This is a genomic window from Psychrobacillus sp. NEAU-3TGS (assembly GCF_029955155.1).
Classification (GTDB): Bacteria; Bacillota; Bacilli; order Bacillales_A; family Planococcaceae; genus Psychrobacillus.
Genome location: NZ_JAPNOZ010000010.1, coordinates 697288 through 718193, shown reverse-complemented (window position 1 = coordinate 718193; position 20906 = coordinate 697288). Strand labels below are relative to the sequence as shown.

The window sequence follows — 20906 nt, the reverse complement described above, 5'->3', positions numbered from 1 at the left end:
AGCACCTCCTAATTTTTCATACGCGGATCTAGTGCATCACGCAATCCGTCGCCAAAGATATTAAAGCCAAGAACTAGAATGGCGATGGCCATTCCTGGGAAAATAGCAATGTAAGGTGCAGAGAATAAGAAATCACGTCCGCCGCTTAACATAGTTCCCCATTCAGACGATGGAGGCTGGGCTCCTAGACCTAGGAAGGATAAACCAGCAGCAGACAAAATTGCTGTAGCAATCCTTAATGTCCCTTGCACGATAATCGGTGATAGAATGTTCGGTAAGATGTGGCGAAAGATGATTGTACTGTCTTTAGCACCTAATGACCGAATGGCATCTACATACTCTAATTTCTTTACTTCTAAAGTAGAACCGCGTACGATTCGAGCAAATAGAGGTACTGAAAATGCTCCTACTGCTATCGTTACATTGATCATTCCTGGTCCTAATGCACTGATGATAGCAAGTGCTAAGAGAATACCTGGAAATGCAAGAAGTACATCCATACACCGCATAATGAGGGAATCTACCCATTTACCGTAATAACCTGCAATCAAGCCAAAAAGAATTCCAAAGAATGCACCAAAGGCTACAGCAGCAAATCCAACTCCCATAGAGAGACGAGAGCCATAAAGAATTCTGCTTAATATGTCTCGTCCTTTGTCGTCAGTACCCATCCAGTGTTCAATAGAAGGAGATTGAAGCTTGTTCTCCAATTGAATCTCGTAAGGATCATAAGGAGCAAGTAGTGGAGCAAAGATAGCAATAAAAACATAGAAGGCAATGATAATAGCTCCAACAACAGCCGCTTTATTTCGGAAAAACTGAGAAATAAAATTGCGCCAAGCGGACTCTTTGGGAGCGCCTAATACTTGAGTGACAGCAAGTGTATCTGTCTCTTGGATCGTTGACATAATGTTCTCTCCTTTTTCAATTTAAAATCAGTAAGCTAGCTTAAAATTATCAAATTATATAGAAAAGTAAATGTGTTTTGAATATATAGTCGAAATAGTAAAACAACTTGTAAAAATAATGCAAAACGCATGGGGAACATTTAAGTACGATAGGTACTGTAACCAATAGATGCTATGCATCAATTTCAAAGGGAAGGGAAATGAGAGTGATGAAAAAGATGAAACATTTGTTCCTTGCTGGGAGTATCACGCTACTATTAGCAGCATGTTCGACTAGTGGTTCGACAGGGACAGAGGAACAAACTGATGGGGTAGAAAATACGGCGGAAGAGTTGATTGTAGTACGTCTGTCGGATGCTACAAATCTTGATCCCCATTTTATTACGGATATCCCATCTGCAAATATTTTGTACCAAAAAGTCTATGAAACGTTAGTAAGGCCTGATGAGAACTTTGAGACTCAACCCGGTCTGGCAAAAGAATGGAATGTAATCGATGATACTACTTGGGAATTCAAACTTCAGGAGGGCGTGACTTTCCATGACGGGACTCCATTCAACGCTGATGCAGTGAAAGCGACTATGGATCGTCTTTTAGATCCAGCTGTAGGGTCACCACAACGTGAAAAGTTTTCAATGATCGAAGAAATAGAGATTGTTGATGAACTGACGGTTCGTTTCCATCTCTCTTATCCATACGCTCCATTGCTTTCCATTTTGGCAAGTCAAGAGGGAAGTATGATCAGTCCAACAGCTATCACAGAAAATCCTGAAGCCCTTAAAGAAAATCCGATAGGTACCGGACCATATACATTTGAAAAGTGGATCTCAGGGCAAGAGGTTTCTATTGTGAAGAATCCAGACTATTGGGGGGAGGAAGCTGCTGTTGAACGTGTAGTCTTTAAAGTGGTGCCAGAAGACGCTACACGTCTGGCGATGATTGAGACTGGTGAGGCGCATATTAACGACCAAGTACCAGTAACAGAGATAGAACGAATCGAAGCTTCGGATACGATGGAACTTTATCGAACGGAAGGTCTTGCAGTTGAATACCTAGGATTCAATGTTGAAAAGGAACCATTTGATGATTTGCGTGTACGTCAAGCGATCAGCCACGCAATTGAAAGGGAAGCTATTATTTCTGGAGTCTACAATGATGTCGGTACATTAGCGAACTCTGCAATGAGTCCAAAGGTCTTCGGTTATAGCGAATCTTCTAAACCACTTGCCTACGATCTAAATGCAGCGAAAAAATTACTAAAAGAAGCTGGTATTGAAGAAGGCTACAAAATTTCCTTGCTGACTAGTGACCGTAAAGAACGTATTAATATGGCTGAAGTCATCCAGTCCCAATTAAAAGGCATTGGCATTGATGTTGAGATTCAAGTGATGGAATATGGAGCATTTATTGAGATGACGAACAACGGCGAACATGAAATGTTTATCTCAGGTTGGGGTAATGCAACAGGAGATGGAGACTACAATCAATATAATCTGTTCCATTCCTCATCACATGGACCTGCCGGAAACTCATTCTATTACACTAATCCGGAAGTCGACCAATTAATTGAGCAAGCGAGACAAGAAACAGACCAAGAAGAGCGTAAAGCGCTTTACGAAAAAGTGTTACAAATTGAGTTAGACGAAGCAGTATATGTACCAATCCGTAACTATGAACACTTGGCTGTATCCAACAAAAATGTGTCTGGTTATTGGTTAAACGCATCGAACTACCTCATGATTGAGAATGTAAAGATTACTGAATAATCATCATATCTCGGCATCAGCTATCAAGGTATTGCCACTGACTATTAAAGGAGGAAGAAATAAATGAATAATTATTGGATTACAAACGTTCGAATTGAAAAAGGATACGAAAAGCCTGAAAATACAGTCGCTAAAACATTGACAGAACTAGTGAATATTCAAATTGAAAAAGGGGAAATTGCCAATGTCACAACAGAAGCACCTCCATCTGAAAGTGAAATGATAGATGCAAATGGGGCGTTGATGATTCCTGCATTCCGTGAGATGCACATTCACATTGATAAAACATACTACGGGGGACCTTGGAAGGCAGTCAGACCAGCAATTAATGGAATATTTACTCGAATTGAAGAAGAACAAAAGGTGTTAAAAGACCAATTGCCAACGGTGGAAGAGCGTGCAAAGAAAATGCTCGAATTGTTGATTCAGAATGGACATACACACATACGTACACATTGTAATATCGACCCAGTCGTTGGAATTGAGAATTTGAAAGCTACAGTCAGAGCACTAGAAGCCTATAAAGACTTGATCACCTATGAAATTGTAGCTTTCCCACAACACGGACTATTACGCAGTGATTCAGTCGAACTTGTTCGTCAAGCAATGGCGAATGGAGCAACGCATGTTGGGGGTGTCGATCCAGCAACTGTTGACCGTAACATCGAAAAAAGCTTAGAAACTGTCTTCTCAATTGCACAGGAATTTGATGCACCGATTGATATTCACTTACATGATCCAGATTCCCTTGGAACCTTTCAAATGGAACAAATTGCAGAACTGACAGAGGCATCAGGAAAGCAGGGCAAGGTAACTATCAGCCATGCTTTGGCTCTCGGAGATCTTGTCGATCCACGATTACAGATAGTAACCGAAAGACTTGCAGAGGTTGGTATTGATGTAACGACTACAGTACCTGTCAATCGACCGACTATACCTATTCCCTACCTCTGGGAAAACAATGTTCCGGTTTCAGTTGGACATGACAGTATTACAGATCACTGGTCTCCATTTGGAACAGGGGATACCATTCAGAAATTAGCATTATTGGGAGAGCGTTTTCGTATTAGTGATGAAATTGGTCTAAGCCAATTACTTCGTTTCGCTACAGGTGGGGTGACACCACTATCACCAACTGGAGACCTACAATGGCCAAAGGCGGGAGATGATGCTTCATTTTTATTGGTTGACGCTACCTGCAGTGCAGAAGCGATTGCAAGACGAAAACCAATTCGCGCTGTGTATGGGAAGGGAAATATATTTGTTCCTAAACAAGTTGTGGAAGAAGGCGTTCATTCATGACGTTTTGGTTAACCGATGTGAAGATTGAGACTGGACGAAAAACAGATGCAAATGGAACACTGTATACCATTACAGAACTTGTTTCCATTGAGATAGTTGAAGGGAAAATACAGTCTGTTCAACCTGTCGAAGTTCCTCTCCCGACTGATGTTCGATCTCAATCGATGAATGGTTTGTTATTAATGCCCGGATTTAGGGAAATGCACAATCATTTGGACAAAACATACCTATCGTTGGACTGGAAATCAATTCAGCCAGCTGCAAATTTAAAAGAACGCCTGAGATTGGAGGCAGTCGAACTTGCGGAGCTAGCACAGACAGGAAAGCAACGTGCATTGGCGATGATCGATCTGCTTGCTTCACAAGGCGCAACGCATATTCGGACACATGTAAATATTGACCCGTACATCGGTCTCCAGAATTTGATTTCAGTTCGAGAAGCGTTAGAGGAATCCAAGGATAAATTGAGTTATGAAATCGTTGCTTTTCCGCAACATGGGATGTTAAACACAGGAGTCGTTGAACTAATGCATGAGGCTATGCTTGAAGGTGCTACCCATATCGGTGGATTAGACCCTGCAGGCATTGATGGGAAAATTGAAACTTCACTGCGCACGATGATGCAACTTGCAGAGCGATACAATGCGGATGTTGATATTCACTTGCATGATGAAGGACATATAGGTGCATATACAATATCTAAACTCTTAGAGATTGTTCGGAGTCAGGGGTGGGAAGGTCGAACAGCTGTCAGCCATGCTTTTGCATTGGGTAGTATTCCGGAAGTTCAGCAACGTACATTGATCGAAGAACTTGTACAGACAGAAACTGCAATTATGTCTACCGTACCTTTAACTCGTTCAATTCCCCCAATTGATTTATTAGATCATTCAGGTGTAAAGGTACATTTTGGTTGCGATGGATTCTATGATTCCTGGTCCTCCTTTGGAACAGGGAGTTTACTTGAAAAATCAACGAAATATAGTCTTGTCTATCGCCAGGCTCAAGAAGATCAATTAGCACGTAATTTAAAGTTTATTACAGGTGGGGTTACCCCTTTATCTACTTCGGGAGAACAGCAATGGCCAAAAGTAGGAGATGAAGCAACGTTTGTATTCGTCAACGCTACCTCTAGCGCAGAGGCTGTAGCTCGAACATCTAAAACTGAAGCCATCTTCTATAAAGGCAATCAGACATATGGAGAAGTGAGTTGGAATGCAGAAAACTCAATTCATGCACGAACTGTTTGAGGCCATTACTCAATTTGACGAAATGATTTGTTGAAATTTCTTGCAATTTGCGTAGATTCAAATAGTACCAACTAAGTAGAATTACCGGCAACTTTTGCGGTGGCAGCAAGTGATTTTACAAAAGGCATGCAGATTCTTTATAGAGCTGGACCAGACCGAAATGCAGCGCCAATCTACTAAACAGCACAGTCAAATAATGCTTTGTTTCAGTATTAAGTAGGATGAAAGCATGGACACACAATTTGTCCATGCTTTTTTATGTATTGTATTCAATGGATACAAGGTTGAAAACTTGTCTTTATCTACGATATTCACCATACAATTACTGAAAAGAGAATCAGGGAAGTGAAGTAGTAACTCGCCTGATTCTCAAAAATTTCCACGGTAAGGGTGTAGCAAATTGTCTAGCCAAACGCACTCTCCAAAAAATTCGACAATTACCTATTCTCTAAAAGTCCCTGTCGACAACACTATCATTTCATGTATAATGAAGTCGATGCATACAAAATATTTTGAACATAAAGGTGCTTGCTATGAAACTAGTAAGTTAAAAGGGAAGTTGGTTTAAATCCAGCACGGTCCCGCCACTGTGTGTGATAGTCCGCTATCATGAGTCAGAAAACCTGCCTTTATGTGTAAACACTTTAATGCCTACGAGGATAGGTAACGTGTGAGTCGGCTTGGCTTATGGAAAACCTTGCAGATTTATACCTATTCTATCTCTCGTTCATTGGACGAGAGTTTTTTATTTGCACAGAAGAAAATGGGGGAAAGTAACATGAAGAAATTATGGCAATTATGGATGACAACCGCTTTAGCAGTATTGCTTTTAGTAGGATGTGGCCAAAAAGAAGAAACACCAGTAGAAAATAACGACAATGTACAACAACAAGAACAACCAGCAGAGGTAGATGAAGCTGCATTTCCGATAACAATGACGGATGCGGTTGGCAATGAAATAACCTTAGAAGAAGCTCCAAAAACAATCGTTTCCATGATTCCAAGTAATACGGAAATTTTATTTGCACTTGGATTAAATGAGGAAATCGTTGGTGTAAATGACTATGACAACTATCCAGAAGAAGCGCTAGAAAAAGAGAAAATTGGTGGACAGGAATTCAACGTAGAGAAAATCTTATCGATGAATCCAGAAATCGTATTTGCGCATGAGTCTATGTTAGGAATGGGCGAAGCTGGTTTACAACAACTCCGCGATGCTGGTGTGAAAGTATTCGTTGTGAAAAATGCAGCTGATTTCAATGAAACATATACAACAATCGAACAAATTGGTCGTGCTACAGGTAAATTAGAAGAAGCACAAAAAATTGTAGAAGATATGAAAGTAAAAGTAGAAGAAGTAAAAGAAAAAGTAGCAAAAGTAGAAACGAAGAAAACAGTATTTGTAGAAACTTCGGATGTACCGGAAATTTATACACCTGGTAAAGGAACGTTCATGCAAGAAATTTTAGATATGGTGAATGCAGAAAATATTGCAGCAGATCAAGAAGGCTGGTTTATGATTTCACCGGAAGAAATTGTTAGCCGTAATCCAGACGTGATTATCGTTATGTATAGCTATGTAGATGGAATTGTAGATAGCGTCAAAGCGCGTGAAGGCTTCGATACGATTACTGCGGTTCAAAATGATGCAGTAGTACAAGTGGATGAAAACTTAACAAGTCGTACAGGTCCGCGTCTTGCAGATGGGTTAGAAGAAATCGCGAAAGCAATTTACCCAGAGGCATTTAGTGAGTAAAGCCATGATCGGCTACATCTTGTCGATTGCAGCACTACTTGTTGCAATTTGGCTAGGTGTATCGGTCGGATCCGTTAAGGTACCGATCAGCACATTATGGGATACGGGAGCAGATGCAATCGCATCGAATATTGTTTGGAAAATTCGCATGCCGCGTGTTGTACTTGCAGGGCTAGTTGGTGCATCACTAGCTATTGCAGGCGCTGCGTTTCAAGGATTGTTAAAAAATCCGCTTGCCGATCCTTATACGTTAGGAGTGTCGTCCGGTGCCTCGGTAGGTGCCGTGACTACGCTCTTTTTCGGTATTTCGGTACCATTTTTAGGGATATTCACGTTGCCGGTTTTCAGTATGATCGGTGCATTAGTGACGATGTTTCTAGTTATTTCTTTTGCAAAGCTAGTCGATCGTGCGATGAAAATGGAAACAATTATTTTAACGGGTATTATTTTTAGTTCTTTTTTAGGTTCCGTTATTTCACTAATGATTGCACTCACTGGCGAAGAGTTACGCCAAATTATTAGTTGGCTTCTCGGTAGTGTGTCGATGCGCGGCTGGAGTTTTGTGCAAATGGCTTTCCCTTTTGTGCTCATTGGTACGCTGTTATTATGGTTAAACAGAAGAGAGCTAAATGCGATGCTGTTTGGGGAAGAGCGAGCACAGCATTTAGGGGTAAATGTGAAAAAGAGAAAAATGATGATTTTGATCGGTGGATCAATGCTTACTGGCACAGCAGTTGCAGTATCTGGAACGATTGGATTTGTAGGACTTGTCGTTCCGCATATGACAAGGCTTTTATTTGGCTCGGATAATCGGCATGTATTACCGCTTAGCTTTATAAACGGGGCGGCGTTATTGATCATCTGTGATTTAGTGTCTCGTACGATTATTGCGCCTACTGAGCTGCCGATTGGTGTTATTACAGCATTTATCGGTGCACCGGTGTTTGCATTTATTTTCTTTAGACAACGAAAAAAAGGAGGCATTTAATATGTTGCAAGTAGAAAATGTTTCAGGTGGTTATAACCGTCAATTGATCGTTAAAAATGTCTCCTTTCATGTTGAAAAAGGAGAGATGCTCGGAATTCTTGGACCAAACGGGAGCGGGAAGTCCACACTGTTGAAAGTAATCAGTGGCATACTGCATAAGGAATCTGGAGATGTATTAATAGATGGTAAATCCCTACATGCTTATTCGTCGAAAGAGCTAGCGAAAAAAATGGCGGTTCTTCCACAACTACATAGTCACGCATTTTCTCATACGGTGAGAGATACGATTGCGCTTGGTCGCTACCCTCATCAGAGTGGTTTGTTTGCTTCGTGGTCAAATAAGGATGAAGCAGCCGTAAACTTGGCGATGAAGCAAATGGGGATAGAAAAATACGAGCATCATATGTTAGATCTATTGTCCGGTGGGGAGCAACAGCGTGTATTTGTCGCACAAGCACTCGCACAACAAGCTCCAATCCTGCTACTGGATGAGCCAACAAATCATTTGGATATTGCACATCAAAAACAATTGCTAGATACGATTAAAACGCAAGCAAATGAAAACGGGATGACCATCATCAGTATATTTCATGATATCAATCTTGCATCTCTTTACTGTGACCGGCTCCTATTAATGGATCAAGGAGAAGTAAAAGTCATTGGAGAACCGCATGAAGTTGTTATGAAAGAACAAATTGAAACGGTATATAAAGCCAGAATTAGCACAAATCCGCATCCAGAGCGTCCAAAACCTCAAATCACGATACTACCAGATATAAAAGAGTGGCGTGAGGAGAAACTCATTACAATTGAAAACTTTCAAGTGACAGAGGAGTTAGTTGTATTTCAAGCAGAACACCAATTAAAAACTTGGTCATCCGCAGTCATAAATGCGGGGACTGGCTGGTATCGAACGTTCGTGAATCGAAGAGTAGATGCCCACTATAATATTGATAACGCCCAAACAGAAATGCAACAATTCCTCACCAATCGCGGGTATTCTGAAACGGAAACAGTAGGAATGATGACTGCTGTTTATACAAAAGATGCGGTCATTAAACAATACGATGGAGATTTTGGCTCCGTCATTATTATGGTGACTGCAGGAGTTGGAAATGCAGTAGATGTGGCAAAAGCTTATGAAGTCGAAGCAATGCCCGCTATCGGTACAATTAACACATGGATCATCATAAACGGGGAACTAGCAGAGGAAGCCTTTATACAAGCGGTCATTACTGCAACCGAAGCGAAAACAAAAGCACTAGCCTACGAACAAGTTAAGGATCCACGCACTGGCACGATTGCGACTGGAACCTCGACAGATAGCGTGCTCGTCGCAGCAACACAACAAGGAGCGCATATTCCATATGCAGGCCCAATTACGGAAGTAGGAAAAAAAATTGGGCTTGGTGTCTATGAATGCACAGTAGAGGCAATCCAAACTTACAAAAAAGCAAAAGGCTGGGAATAGAAATGGGTCCTCATATAATCGCAATTGCAATAGCGCTCTTGCTCGATAGAATAATCGGAGATCCGCCGAATTGGCCGCATCCCGTTCGATTTATTGGTACGCTCATTTCAAAGCTAACCACTTGGTTGAATAAAGGAAGGTCGAAGAAAGCAAAAGGGTTTCTACTCGTTTTTATCGTAGTAGGCATTACCTTTTCTGTCACGATTGCACTTTTAGTAAGTGCGTATTCCATTCATATGTGGGTTGGAATTATAGTGGAAAGTATTTTAATTGCTTCAGGATTAGCCCAAAAAAGCTTAAGAGAAGCAGCGATGGATGTATATAAACCGCTAGTTGCAAATGATTTACCTGCTGCTAGACAAAAGCTATCGTGGATCGTCGGAAGAGATACAGAAACGTTAGGTGAACAAGAAATTACACGAGGTGTCGTGGAAACAGTTTCCGAGAATATTAGTGATGGAATTACGGCTCCACTTTTTTATGCATTCTTGTTTGCAGGTGCTCCTGGGCTTTGGGTTTATAAAGCGATCAATACACTCGATTCGATGGTTGGTTATAAAAACGAGCAGTACAAAGAGTTCGGATACGCTGCTGCAAAGCTGGATGATATAGCAAACTTTATACCAAGTCGTTTGACGGGCTATCTTATTATGCTGTGGGGTAAAAAAGAAAGTAAGTTGCCTTTTAACAAGCGTATGAAAGGCTGGTGGCTTGATGCGAAAAAACATCCAAGCCCAAATAGTGGTTATTTAGAAGCAGCAACTGCTTACCAGCTAGGCATTCAACTTGGGGGAATGAATACATATAAAGGAATCATTTCAAATCGTGCCCGCATGGGAATTGGAGAGGTCCCTTTATCACCAAACCATATATTAAGTACCATCTCGCATTTGAATACAGCGGTATTTCTATTTTGGCTTTGGATGATGGTCATTGGAGGAATTTTATATGGCATTACCTAATCATGGAGCAAATGCACATCACGTATATGAACGGCTAGGAATCGAGATGCCAGAAAAAATAATGGATTTTAGTGAAAATGTAAACCCATTAGGCCCGCCAGCTTTCGTAATGGAAAAATGGTCTTCATATGCGGAGTTAATCACAAAATATCCAGATCCGACTGGAGAGCCTTTTTTATCTGCAGCCGCTAAGTATCACGACGTATCCGTTAGTAACATCATCGTTGGAAACGGAGCAGCAGAACTATTTGCAAGCATTGCAAAACGATATGAAAACAAGCGTGTCGTCTTGATTCATCCAACTTTTTCAGAATATGCGGCGACACTTGCTCCTTATCATGTATACATAAAAGAAATAATTGCAACAGGACAGCTTCCTTTAGAGGAAGTGTTCGATGAAATTGAGTTTGCAGAGGCCATCTATATTTGCAGACCAAACAATCCAACCGGCTATTTAATACCTTTAGAGGAAATTATCCAAATTGCACGCTACGCAAAAAGATATAAATGTGAAGTGATTTTAGACGAAGCATTTCTCGACTTTATTGATGAAAAAGAATCCTTTATTCCGTATTTGAAGGATTTTCCGAACGTGATGGTGGTGCGTTCGATGACGAAAATGTATGCGATCCCAGGTTTACGTCTTGGATATGCAGTAGGAAGCGAAGCGTTCATAAAAGATATCCGCTCCCGGTTGTCACATTGGAATAGTAATGCGATTGCTACAACGATCGGAGCTAATTGTTTGCAGGAAGAAGCGTACCGAATGCAAGTAATCACTTTTGCAAAAGAAATGCGGGAGGGCTTTACCGATTTCCTAGAAAAGTGGAATTGCATTGTATTGCCGTCCACAACTAATTTCCTCTGTTTCCAACTGCCCGCACCTTCAAGTTCGAAGGAATTTTTCGAGTATTTATTGGCAAAAGGGTGTGTCCTTCGCCATACAGAAAACTTTAAAGGTTTGGATGGAAAGTGGTTTCGTGTTGGCATGAAGGTAAAGGCACAAATGGAGTATTTGCAAAGGGAGATGACCACATGGTTCGAGGAAAACTTGTCTTCATAACAGGGGGAGTGCGGAGCGGAAAAAGTAGCTTCGCTGAAAAACTTGTCATGAACGAGCAAGCAAAACGAAATGTGTATATTGCTTCTGGTATTGCAGTCGACGAGGAAATGAAAGCACGTATTACCAGACACCAAGACGATCGTCTAAATTACCCAGTCGAATGGGTGACAATTGAGCAGCCACGACATTTGGAGCGGATCCTTCCACAAATTGAAGAAGGAGATGCCATCCTTTGGGATTGTGTCACGACATGGCTTGCAAATGAGCTGTACGAAGGCCAAATGGAAGAAGTAGAAAAGCGATTATTTACGACAATGGAAAAGCTATTAGAAATAGTACAGGTGCTTGTTATTGTTTCAAATGAAGTGCTGGATGAACCAGTATCAAAATATGAATATACAGCTCTCTATCAAGAGTGGATTGGTCGACTCCATCAAAAGCTTGTAGCAAAAGCAGATCATGCCTTCGAAATGGAGTATGGCATCGGTCATCAGTGGAAGTGAGGGATGCAGATGAAAGGCTTAATGGTGCAAGGGACCGCTTCTAGCGTAGGGAAAAGCTTAGTATGTACAGCGATTTGCAGGCTCCTAGCAAATGAAGGAAAGCGAGTGGCTCCATTTAAATCACAAAATATGTCGTCTTTAAGTATCCGAACAGAGGAAGGCTTGGAAATAAGTGTTTCGCAATCCTTACAAGCAAGAGCCGCAAAAACCGCTTATAGAGCAGAAATGAACCCCATATTGCTAAAACCAGTTGGAAATATGGAATCGGACATCATTATTTTAGGGGAAAAGCTGAATAAAATGAATGGAATGCATTACCGGGAGCAGTTTTTTGAAGAAGGTCAACTATTGATAAAAAATAGCTTGAAGAAGCTTTCCACCTCTTATGAATATTTAATTTTAGAAGGGGCCGGTAGCCCTGTAGAAGTGAATTTAAGAGAACGAGAATTAGTAAATATGCGGATAGCTGATTTAGCAGATGTCCCAGTTTTATTAGTAGCAAATATTGAGTATGGGGGAGTATTTGCATCTATCGTCGGTACGCTTGCACTGTTACCAGAAACGCAAAGAGCACGAGTAAAAGGAATCATTATCAATAAGTTTAGAGGGGATGCTTCCTTATTTCAAGACGGAATAGATTTTATCGAGTCATATACGGGAATCGATGTGATTGGAATCGTTCCTTATTTTCCTAATGAACTAGAGGAAGAAGACGGCGAAGCGAAAAATGGCGGGAATGCATCTGATGAACAAATAGACGAATGGGCAAACCATTTCAAAAAACATGTAAAATGGGAAAAGATTATCTCCATATTAAATGGGGTGCAAAAGTGAATAGCTTGTTACTAGCACTTCAATTTTTCACTATAATACCGATGAACAAAAATTTACCGATGGAAAGACGCCAGATTACGGGGATGTATAGTATTTTTCCTTGGTTAGGTGCTGTAATCGGAGCCATTGCCTGTATCGTGCTTTACGCCCAATGGAGTCCATTAATGACTGGATTTAGTATTGTACTGCTTGGCATTTTGTTTTCTGGAGGACTTCATATGGACGGGTTTATCGATACATCGGATGCATTTTTTTCTTATAAAGACCGTATGAAGCGATTTGAAATATTAGATGATCCGCGAGTCGGTGCATTTGGTGTAATGGCTGTTGTTTTGCTGGTCGTTGGCAAAGTTATTATAGTATCGGAAGTACTTGCGGCAACATCTTTTCATTGGATTTTACTCATACTGATCCCTTATTTTTCTAGGGTGGTACTTGTCGTTTTATTCTCTTGCACAAATAATGCGAAAACGAGTGGACTCGCTCATTTTTTCAAGCAAAAAATGAATGAGAGGGCTGTGTTGTTTTCAGCTGTATGTCACTTTTTACTGGGTCTTGCTGTTTTAGGAATGCTGACGGATTGGCTTATTGCGGTTACAGTAGCAGTTGTGTTGTTTGGTTTTATTTGTTTATTTCGCAATTGGGCTCTTAGGAATTTCGGCGGGGTTACAGGTGATTTGCTTGGAGCGAGTGTAGAAGTTTCGGAGGTGGTATTATGGCTGACGCTTTTACTGTTACTCTCGTAAGGCATCTTCCAACGCTAGGCAATCGCGATAAAAAATACATCGGTTGGACCGATGAACCGATCATAGATGACATCCTAACGAAAAAACTATCTAGTACAACCAAACAAGTGATTGGCAGTGATTTAATGCGATGTAAACAAACTGCAGCGAAAGTATTTAGGGGAATTTCTTATAAGGAAAATGCAAATTTCAGGGAATGCTCCTTTGGTGATTGGGAGCAAAAAACATATAATGAATTAAAAGAAGATACTTTATATAGGGATTGGCTGGATAATCCAAGGGAAGTTGCTCCTCCAAATGGAGAGTCGTTAGAACAAATGGAAGACCGCGTATTGCAAGCTTTTTATGAAGTAGTGGAAGAAGTAAACCATCCCATTATTATTACACATGGTGGTCCCATTCGCTTTTTGTTGATGACATTTGCACCTATTAAAAAAAGCTTTTGGGAATGGGAAGTACCACATGGGTGCAGCTACGAGTTGCAATGGACACGTAAAAAAGACGTACTGGAGGGAAAGCGATGCATGTCATTTTCGGTGGAGCATTTAATGGAAAACGTGCGTACGTAGAGAACTTGATTCAAGGACGAAGCGTGCAATGGATGAATGCCGAGGAGGATATTCCAGTATTATTGTCAAATACAGAAGTAGTCGTTGTTTATGGGGTAGAAAATTTGGTACAAACAAAGTTGGAAGAATGGCTCGAACACTTGGAGCGATGGAATATGAAATTCGAGGTTATTGTAATCGCAACTGAAATTGGTCGAGGAATTGTACCGATGGAAGCAACTGCCCGTAGATTAAGAGATGACGTCGGTCGATTTTATCAACAACTTTTTACAAAGGCGGAAAGTGTTACACGTATTTGGTATGGAATTGCACAAACAATAAAGGGAGATGTGTGGAGATGAAGATTTATACAAAAACTGGCGACAAAGGGAAAACAGGCTTAATCGGAGGAAGAACAGATAAGGATAATATACGTGTAGAAGCATACGGAACAATCGATGAGCTAAATTCATTTATCGGAAAAGCGGTGACGGAACTAGATCCCGCTGTATTTGCGGATATTCTAGAAGATCTAGAAACTATTCAGCATGAGCTATTCGATTGTGGCGGAGATCTTGCAAATGTATCGAATCGTCGCGTATATAAAATGACAGACGAACCAATTGAAGCAATGGAAAAACGAATAGATGTACTAGTGGATGAGAGCCCAGCGTTGGAGCGCTTCATTTTGCCTGGCGGAACACCTGCAGCAGCAACACTTCATATAGCACGCACTGTTACGAGACGTGCAGAACGACAGGTGGTCACTTTGACAAAGGCAGAAGAAGATGTACCAACAGTTGTACAACGCTATTTAAATCGACTATCTGACTATTTATTTGCGGCAGCACGAGTGGCTAATGCACGGATGAAAGTTTCAGATGTAGAATATGTTCGAAGTGCAAAAGTATTCAAGAACGTAGGAAGCGTTAAAAAAGAGGGGGAGTAAGTAGAGTGAAGCTTCGGTTACTTACACTTGCAGCAATGTTTGCAGCTCTATCGGCGATAGGGGCATTCGTTAAAATTCCAGTTGGGATAGGGAGTGCGGCACTTGATACAGTGCCAGCACTTATTTCTACGGCATTTTTACCACCTGTTTACGCTGGTGCTGCATCTTTAATTGGACATCTATCATCTTCTTTATATGCTGGATTTCCTCTAGGGCCACTGCATATAATTATCGCTATCGAAATGTTTTTGATTTTATTCGTGTTCTCGAAGCTGCATCAAGCAGGCCGAAATGTATGGAAATGGGTATTTTTCATCTTTGCAAATAGTGTGCTTGCAACACTGCCGTTTTACTGGATTATTTCACCTGCATTTTTTGCAACTGCATTACCGGGAATTACAATCGCGACGGTTTTGAACGCTGGTATCGCGATAGTTGTTACACCAGTCTTAGAGCGAGTAATGGAAAGAGTGAAAATGCATGCGTAACGCGGTATTATTGCCAAATGGGCTTGTATTAACAACCGATAACTCAGCTGCAATCGGTGAGAAACAGGCGGACATTGTCCAAGTACCAGATGAAATCGTTGCTTATTTTGCAGGTAGAGTTGCACTGTTTGAGCAGTGGGCAGCCGGCGCATATCCAGTTTCCATCGTACTACATAATTTTTCTGGCAATAAAAGCTGGGATAAATATATAGCAGGGATGGAGAAATTATTTGGAGAAATAGATCAGCCGTGTCCCGAGATTACTGGCAGCACAGAATCCAACATGGAAACGTTGCAATCAGCGATGGCTGTAACAATGATCGGCACTAAACAAATAACGAGTTCTGAAAATTATGCGTGGTATGTGTACGGAAAACCATGTGTCGGTGAAGAAGTAATGACAGAGTCTGAGAAAATTGCAGACATGAAGAAAATTTTGGACGGTCTGAATAGCGGGTTCGTTCGGAGAGTTTGGCCAGTTGGTTCATCTGGAATTACAGGAGAATGCGAACAACTTGGTTTATCTTGCGAGTTAAAAGAATGGGACACAGAGAAATCGGCAGGTCCAGCAACTTCGGTACTACTTGGCATTGCAAATGATGGAGTGAAAGAAGCAAAACTGCATTTTGGACAGTATTTTGAGAAAATAAATTAATCGGAAAAGGCTATCTCGTTTAGAGATAGCCTTTTATTATAAGTTGTGATTGCTTTCGAGGCCGCCGAATTGATTGCTCTTCGATATGATTCTGTTGCTTTGCTTAGTAAATTGGTTGCTCTTATCCATTTTCTGTAAAAATGGTACATATCACTGTCCAATTGGCTCTTAAAATAGAGTAAGCCATTATCTAAAAATAAAAATTTTCAATAAATAACTGTTGACTGAATGCTCATTCAGTTTTAAGATTAAATTAATTCTTTATTAATCTATTAGCCTAATGGTATTCTATGCATAACATCATTTTACGTCTTTAAGGGGGAGATTAAGATGAATCCATTGTTAATCGCAAACTGGGTGCTGTTTATCGCAGTTACTTTGTATGCAATTGGTTTGTTCGCGTATTTGTTAAAAACAAGATATGCATATATCAAACTTGGGAAAAAAGTGGAGTTTGAAGATAATGTGAAAGAAAGACTCCAGAAAATTTGGGTGTATGTGTTTGGACAAAAGAAGCTGTTAAAGGATAAGAAAAGTGGAGCGATTCATGTCATGTTCTTTTATGGGTTTTTACTTGTTCAATTTGGGGCAATTGATTTTATTTGGAAAGGTTTAGCGCCAGGTTCGCATTTGCCATTAGGTCCGTTGTATCCTGCGTTTACGTTTTTCCAAGAAATTGTGACATTTGTTATTTTAATAGCGGTCGTTTGGGCATTCTACCGACGCTATATTGAAAAGTTAGTTCGTTTAAAACGCGGATGGAAAAGTGGACTAGTTCTTATTTTCATCGGTGGATTAATGGTTTCTGTGTTAGTTGGTAACGGTATGGGCATGATTTGGCATGATCACGCAGCAACTTGGTCAGAGCCGATTGCATCATCTGTAGCGACAATTTTTGGAATATTGCCAACTGCCGCTGCTACCACTATTTTCTATGCCATGTGGTGGGTACACCTATTATTCTTACTAACATTCTTAGTTTACGTACCACAATCGAAGCATTTCCATTTAATCACTGGTCCTGCAAACGTTTACTTCCATCGTTTAGATAATGTTGGGAAATTACGTCCAATCAATTTCGAAGAAGAAGAGGATGAAGAGGCGGACGAAGAAGAAATGCCATCGTTTGGTGTTGGGAATATCCATGAGTTTACACAAGCACAAATGATCGACTTCTATGCATGTGTAGAATGTGGTCGTTGTACGAATATGTGTCCTGCAACGGGAACAGGTAAAATGCTGTCTCCAATGGACTTAATCACCAAGCTTCGTGATCATTTAACATTTACTGGAGCTGTAGAAACAAAAGCTAAACCTTGGGTACCGGCACTTGCTTTCCAAGGAACAAGAGGTAACCAACTTGCAATGGCTGCTGGTGCAGAAGGTGCAATCATCGAAGATATCTACAGCCCGTCTCTAATTGGCGACGTTATTACCGAAGAAGAAATTTGGGCTTGTACGACTTGCCGTAACTGTGAGGATCAATGTCCAGTTATGAATGAACATGTCGATAAAATTATCGACCTTCGCCGTTATTTAGTAATGACGGAAGGTCAAATGGATCCAGATGCACAACGCGCGATGACGAATATTGAGCGTCAAGGAAATCCATGGGGCTTAAACCGTAAAGAAAAAGAAAATTGGAGAGATGCTCGTCCAGAAATTCATATCCCAACAGTGAAAGAAGTATCTAAAGCTGGGGAAGAATTTGAATACTTATTCTGGGTAGGCTCCATGGGATCATTCGATAACCGTTCCCAAAAAATCGCTTTAGCGTTCGCACATTTGATGAACGAAGCTGGAGTGAAATTTGCGATTCTTGGCAATAAAGAAAAGAACTCTGGAGACACACCACGTCGTCTAGGAAACGAATTTTTATTCCAAGAGCTAGCAACATCGAATATTTCAGAGTTTGAAAAAGCTGGTGTCACAAAAATAGTCACTATTGACCCGCATGCATATAATATCTTTAAAAATGAATACAGCGACTTTGGTTGGAATGGGGAAGTGCTGCACCATACAGAAATGCTGTATGACTTAGTGAAAGCAGGACGTTTGAAACCGCAATACGCAGTGGAAGAAACGATTACATTCCATGACTCTTGTTATTTAGGTCGATACAATGATGTATATGACGCACCACGAGAAGTGTTAAAAGCAATTCCTGGTGTGAAATTAGTGGAAATGGATCGTAACCGTGAAACAGGCATGTGCTGTGGAGCAGGTGGCGGGCTCATGTGGATGGAAGAACATGTAGGAAATCGCATTAACGTTGCTCGAACTGAACAAGCGCTTGAAGTGAATCCGACGATTATTTCATCTGGTTGCCCATACTGCTTAACGATGTTATCAGATGGTACAAAAGCAAAAGAAGTAGAAGAGAACGTTGGCACATACGATATTGCTGAATTACTGGAGAAATCTATTTTTGGTGAATTCACTCCATCGTCCGAAGAGGAAGAAAAAGAAGAAGCAATTGTTTGATAAATATATTGCAAATAGTTTAACAGTTTCGTAAACTAGAAGTAACAGTAAAGGGAGTAGTTGATACTCCCTTTTTCTAACAAGTCAAATTGAGCGAGCGTTCAGTCAACTTAATTTTTTATTTTATTGATGATGAAAGCGCATACAAAAGGGGTGGCTATGTTGACAAAAACAGTAATTTTAGATGGAGCACGTACAGCGTTTGGTAAATTCGGTGGAGCACTTAGTAGTTTAACTGCTTCGGATCTTGGGGGTATTGCGATAAAAGAAGCATTGGCTCGTGCTGGGGTACACGGAGTAGATGTGGATGAAGTAATTATGGGATCTGTATTGCAAGCAGGGCAAGGGCAAATTCCTTCTAGACAAGCGGCGACAAAAGCGGGGATTCCATGGTCAGTGAAAACGGAAACGATCAATAAGGTATGTGCTTCTGGTATGAGAAGTGTGACGCTAGCAGATCAATTGATTCGACTTGGTGACGAGGAAATAATCGTTGCAGGTGGAATGGAATCGATGTCAAATGCACCTTATTACTTACCAAAAGGTCGATTTGGTCTTCGCATGGGTGATGGCCAAATGGTAGATGGCATGATTTATGATGGACTTTCTTGTTCATTCCATCCTAAAAAGGTGCATATGGGAACATACGGAAACTCTACTGCCGGGACGTTTGAGTTATCACGTGAGAAACAGGATGAATGGTCTTATAGAAGTCATAACCTTGCATTAAAAGCAATGGACAATGGAATTTTAGCAGAGGAAATCGTTGCAGTAGAAATACCTCAGCGAAAAGGAGATCCAGTTGTCATAAAAGAAGACGAAGCACCAAGACGTGATACATCAATCGATTCACTAGCTAAATTAAAACCAGCGTTTGGGAATGATGGAACGATCACAGCAGGAAATGCACCAGGGGTGAATGACGGGGCATGTGCAATCGTTTTGACCAATGAAGAAAAAGCAAAAGAGCTCGGTAAAGAGCCGCTTGCATACATCATTGGACACGCAGAAATCTCGATTGAGCCAGAAAACTTTCCTCAAACACCGGGAATCGTCATCAATAAGTTGCTTGATAAAACTGGAAAAAGCCTAGAAGATATTGATCTATTTGAAATAAATGAAGCGTTTGCAGCAGTAGCACTAGTTAGTAGCCAAATTGCAGGTCTAAATGAGGAAAAAGTGAATGTAAATGGTGGAGCGGTAGCACTTGGTCACCCAATTGGAGCATCTGGTGCAAGAATCATCTTAACACTTGCGTACGAATTAAAACGCCGTGGCGGTGGAATTGGGGTTGCAGCAATTTGTTCAGGTGGCGGGCAAGGGGATGCAATAATGATTGAAGTTCCGAAAACAGGGGGAAATAACGCATGACGATTCAAAAAGTAATGGTAATTGGTGCAGGTCAAATGGGATCGGGAATTGCGCAAGTTTGTGCGCAGGCTGGATTTGAAGTGAAGCTAAATGATCGAGAAGAACAATACTACGAACGCGGGCTTCAAACAATTACAAAAAATCTTTCACGTAATGTGGAAAAAGGCCGCATGACAGAAGAGGAAAAACAAGCAGTACTAAATAATATTACAAAATCACTAACAATCGAAGATGCAAGCGACGTGGACATCGTTATCGAGGCAGCAGTGGAAAATATGGAAATCAAGCAATCTATTTTCAAACAACTAGATGAAATCACGCCAAAGCACACAATTTTAGCAACAAACACTTCATCATTGCCAATTACAGAAATTGCTGCTGTAACGAATCGTCCGGAGCAAGTCATTGGAATGCATTTTATGAACCCAGTTCCTGTAATGAAGCTAGTAGAAATTATTCGTGGTCTTGCAACTTCTGATGAAGTCTATACAGCAATCGAAGAAATGACAAAGAAGCTAAGCAAAGTACCAGTCGAAGTGAATGATTTTCCGGGTTTTGTCTCTAATCGAATTTTAATGCCGATGATCAACGAAGCTATTTACACGCTATATGAAGGGGTTGCTTCCAAAGAAGCGATAGACGATGTAATGAAACTTGGTATGAATCACCCGATGGGTCCACTTCAACTGGCAGACTTTATCGGTTTGGATACTTGTTTATATATTATGGAAATCTTACACGAAGGATTCGGAGATAGTAAATATCGTCCATGTCCACTACTTAGAAAATATGTAAAAGCTGGTTGGCTAGGGAAAAAATCAGGTAGAGGTTTCTACATTTACGAGTAAAAGGGGAAAATAAG

General features: G+C 40.8%; 20 protein-coding genes and 1 riboswitch. Of the genes, 19 read left to right on the top strand and 1 reads right to left on the bottom strand.

The features are described from left to right. Positions 1–8: 8 nt before the first annotated feature. Positions 9–908 (bottom strand): ABC transporter permease, encoded by a 900-nt coding sequence (locus OR571_RS11945; RefSeq protein WP_282243014.1) that lies wholly within the window; start codon positions 906–908, stop codon positions 9–11. A gap of 200 nt (positions 909–1108) precedes the next feature. On the opposite strand from OR571_RS11945, the gene OR571_RS11940 reads away from it, so the two are divergent. From OR571_RS11940 to OR571_RS11850, 19 genes are all read left to right on the top strand, one after another. Continuing rightward, positions 1109–2674, top strand: a complete 1566-nt coding sequence (locus OR571_RS11940) for a glutathione ABC transporter substrate-binding protein (RefSeq protein WP_282243013.1) — start codon at positions 1109–1111, stop codon at positions 2672–2674. Positions 2675–2737: 63 nt separating this feature from the next. Beyond that, positions 2738–3976, top strand: coding sequence for an amidohydrolase (locus tag OR571_RS11935; protein ID WP_282243012.1), 1239 nt, complete (start codon positions 2738–2740; stop codon positions 3974–3976). Beyond that, a complete protein-coding gene (locus OR571_RS11930) occupies positions 3973–5226 on the top strand; it encodes an amidohydrolase (protein ID WP_282243011.1) in 1254 nt (417 codons plus the stop codon). Before OR571_RS11935 ends, OR571_RS11930 begins: the two co-directional genes overlap by 4 nt. A 505-nt stretch (positions 5227–5731) precedes the next feature. Continuing rightward, positions 5732–5871, top strand: a riboswitch (cobalamin riboswitch). Positions 5872–6004: 133 nt separating this feature from the next. Further along, positions 6005–6982: an ABC transporter substrate-binding protein gene (locus tag OR571_RS11925; protein WP_282243010.1), complete on the top strand. Its 978-nt coding sequence runs from the start codon at positions 6005–6007 to the stop codon at positions 6980–6982. Between the two features lie 4 nt (positions 6983–6986). Further along, positions 6987–7970 (top strand): FecCD family ABC transporter permease, encoded by a 984-nt coding sequence (locus tag OR571_RS11920; protein ID WP_282243156.1) that lies wholly within the window; start codon positions 6987–6989, stop codon positions 7968–7970. A 1-nt stretch (position 7971) separates the two neighbouring features. Further along, positions 7972–9441, top strand: coding sequence for an adenosylcobinamide amidohydrolase (locus tag OR571_RS11915; protein ID WP_282243009.1), 1470 nt, complete (start codon positions 7972–7974; stop codon positions 9439–9441). 2 nt (positions 9442–9443) lie between these two features. Next, entirely contained in the window at positions 9444–10403 is a 960-nt protein-coding gene (gene cbiB / locus OR571_RS11910; protein ID WP_282243008.1) for an adenosylcobinamide-phosphate synthase CbiB, read from the top strand. Next, positions 10390–11466 (top strand): pyridoxal phosphate-dependent aminotransferase, encoded by a 1077-nt coding sequence (locus OR571_RS11905; protein ID WP_282243007.1) that lies wholly within the window; start codon positions 10390–10392, stop codon positions 11464–11466. The genes cbiB and OR571_RS11905 overlap by 14 nt, the downstream gene beginning before the upstream one ends. After that, positions 11439–11969 carry a bifunctional adenosylcobinamide kinase/adenosylcobinamide-phosphate guanylyltransferase gene (locus OR571_RS11900; RefSeq protein WP_282243006.1) on the top strand — a complete coding sequence of 177 codons (531 nt, stop codon included), beginning with the start codon at positions 11439–11441 and terminating at the stop codon, positions 11967–11969. The genes OR571_RS11905 and OR571_RS11900 overlap by 28 nt, the downstream gene beginning before the upstream one ends. A 9-nt stretch (positions 11970–11978) precedes the next feature. Next, complete coding sequence (locus OR571_RS11895; protein ID WP_282243005.1) at positions 11979–12803, top strand: cobyric acid synthase; 825 nt, start codon at positions 11979–11981, stop codon at positions 12801–12803. Continuing rightward, positions 12761–13549, top strand: coding sequence for an adenosylcobinamide-GDP ribazoletransferase (gene cobS / locus OR571_RS11890; RefSeq protein WP_282243004.1), 789 nt, complete (start codon positions 12761–12763; stop codon positions 13547–13549). Before OR571_RS11895 ends, cobS begins: the two co-directional genes overlap by 43 nt. Beyond that, on the top strand, positions 13519–14118 hold the full coding sequence (locus OR571_RS11885; protein WP_282243003.1) for a histidine phosphatase family protein: 600 nt from the start codon (positions 13519–13521) through the stop codon (positions 14116–14118). Before cobS ends, OR571_RS11885 begins: the two co-directional genes overlap by 31 nt. Continuing rightward, positions 14070–14459, top strand: a complete 390-nt coding sequence (locus OR571_RS11880) for a bifunctional adenosylcobinamide kinase/adenosylcobinamide-phosphate guanylyltransferase (protein ID WP_282243002.1) — start codon at positions 14070–14072, stop codon at positions 14457–14459. The genes OR571_RS11885 and OR571_RS11880 overlap by 49 nt, the downstream gene beginning before the upstream one ends. Then, positions 14456–15046 (top strand): cob(I)yrinic acid a,c-diamide adenosyltransferase, encoded by a 591-nt coding sequence (locus OR571_RS11875; RefSeq protein ID WP_282243001.1) that lies wholly within the window; start codon positions 14456–14458, stop codon positions 15044–15046. Before OR571_RS11880 ends, OR571_RS11875 begins: the two co-directional genes overlap by 4 nt. A gap of 5 nt (positions 15047–15051) precedes the next feature. Next, on the top strand, positions 15052–15534 hold the full coding sequence (locus OR571_RS11870) for an ECF transporter S component (RefSeq protein WP_282243000.1): 483 nt from the start codon (positions 15052–15054) through the stop codon (positions 15532–15534). Next, positions 15527–16189, top strand: a complete 663-nt coding sequence (locus tag OR571_RS11865; protein WP_282242999.1) for a hypothetical protein — start codon at positions 15527–15529, stop codon at positions 16187–16189. Before OR571_RS11870 ends, OR571_RS11865 begins: the two co-directional genes overlap by 8 nt. Positions 16190–16519: 330 nt before the next feature. Then, the gene (locus OR571_RS11860; protein ID WP_282242998.1) at positions 16520–18673 is read left to right on the top strand and encodes a (Fe-S)-binding protein; all 2154 of its coding nucleotides are present in this window, start codon (positions 16520–16522) and stop codon (positions 18671–18673) included. A 162-nt stretch (positions 18674–18835) separates the two neighbouring features. Next, positions 18836–20044, top strand: a complete 1209-nt coding sequence (locus OR571_RS11855; RefSeq protein ID WP_282242997.1) for an acetyl-CoA C-acetyltransferase — start codon at positions 18836–18838, stop codon at positions 20042–20044. Continuing rightward, positions 20041–20892: a 3-hydroxybutyryl-CoA dehydrogenase gene (locus OR571_RS11850; protein ID WP_282242996.1), complete on the top strand. Its 852-nt coding sequence runs from the start codon at positions 20041–20043 to the stop codon at positions 20890–20892. The genes OR571_RS11855 and OR571_RS11850 overlap by 4 nt, the downstream gene beginning before the upstream one ends. The last annotated feature ends 14 nt before the right edge of the window (positions 20893–20906 follow it).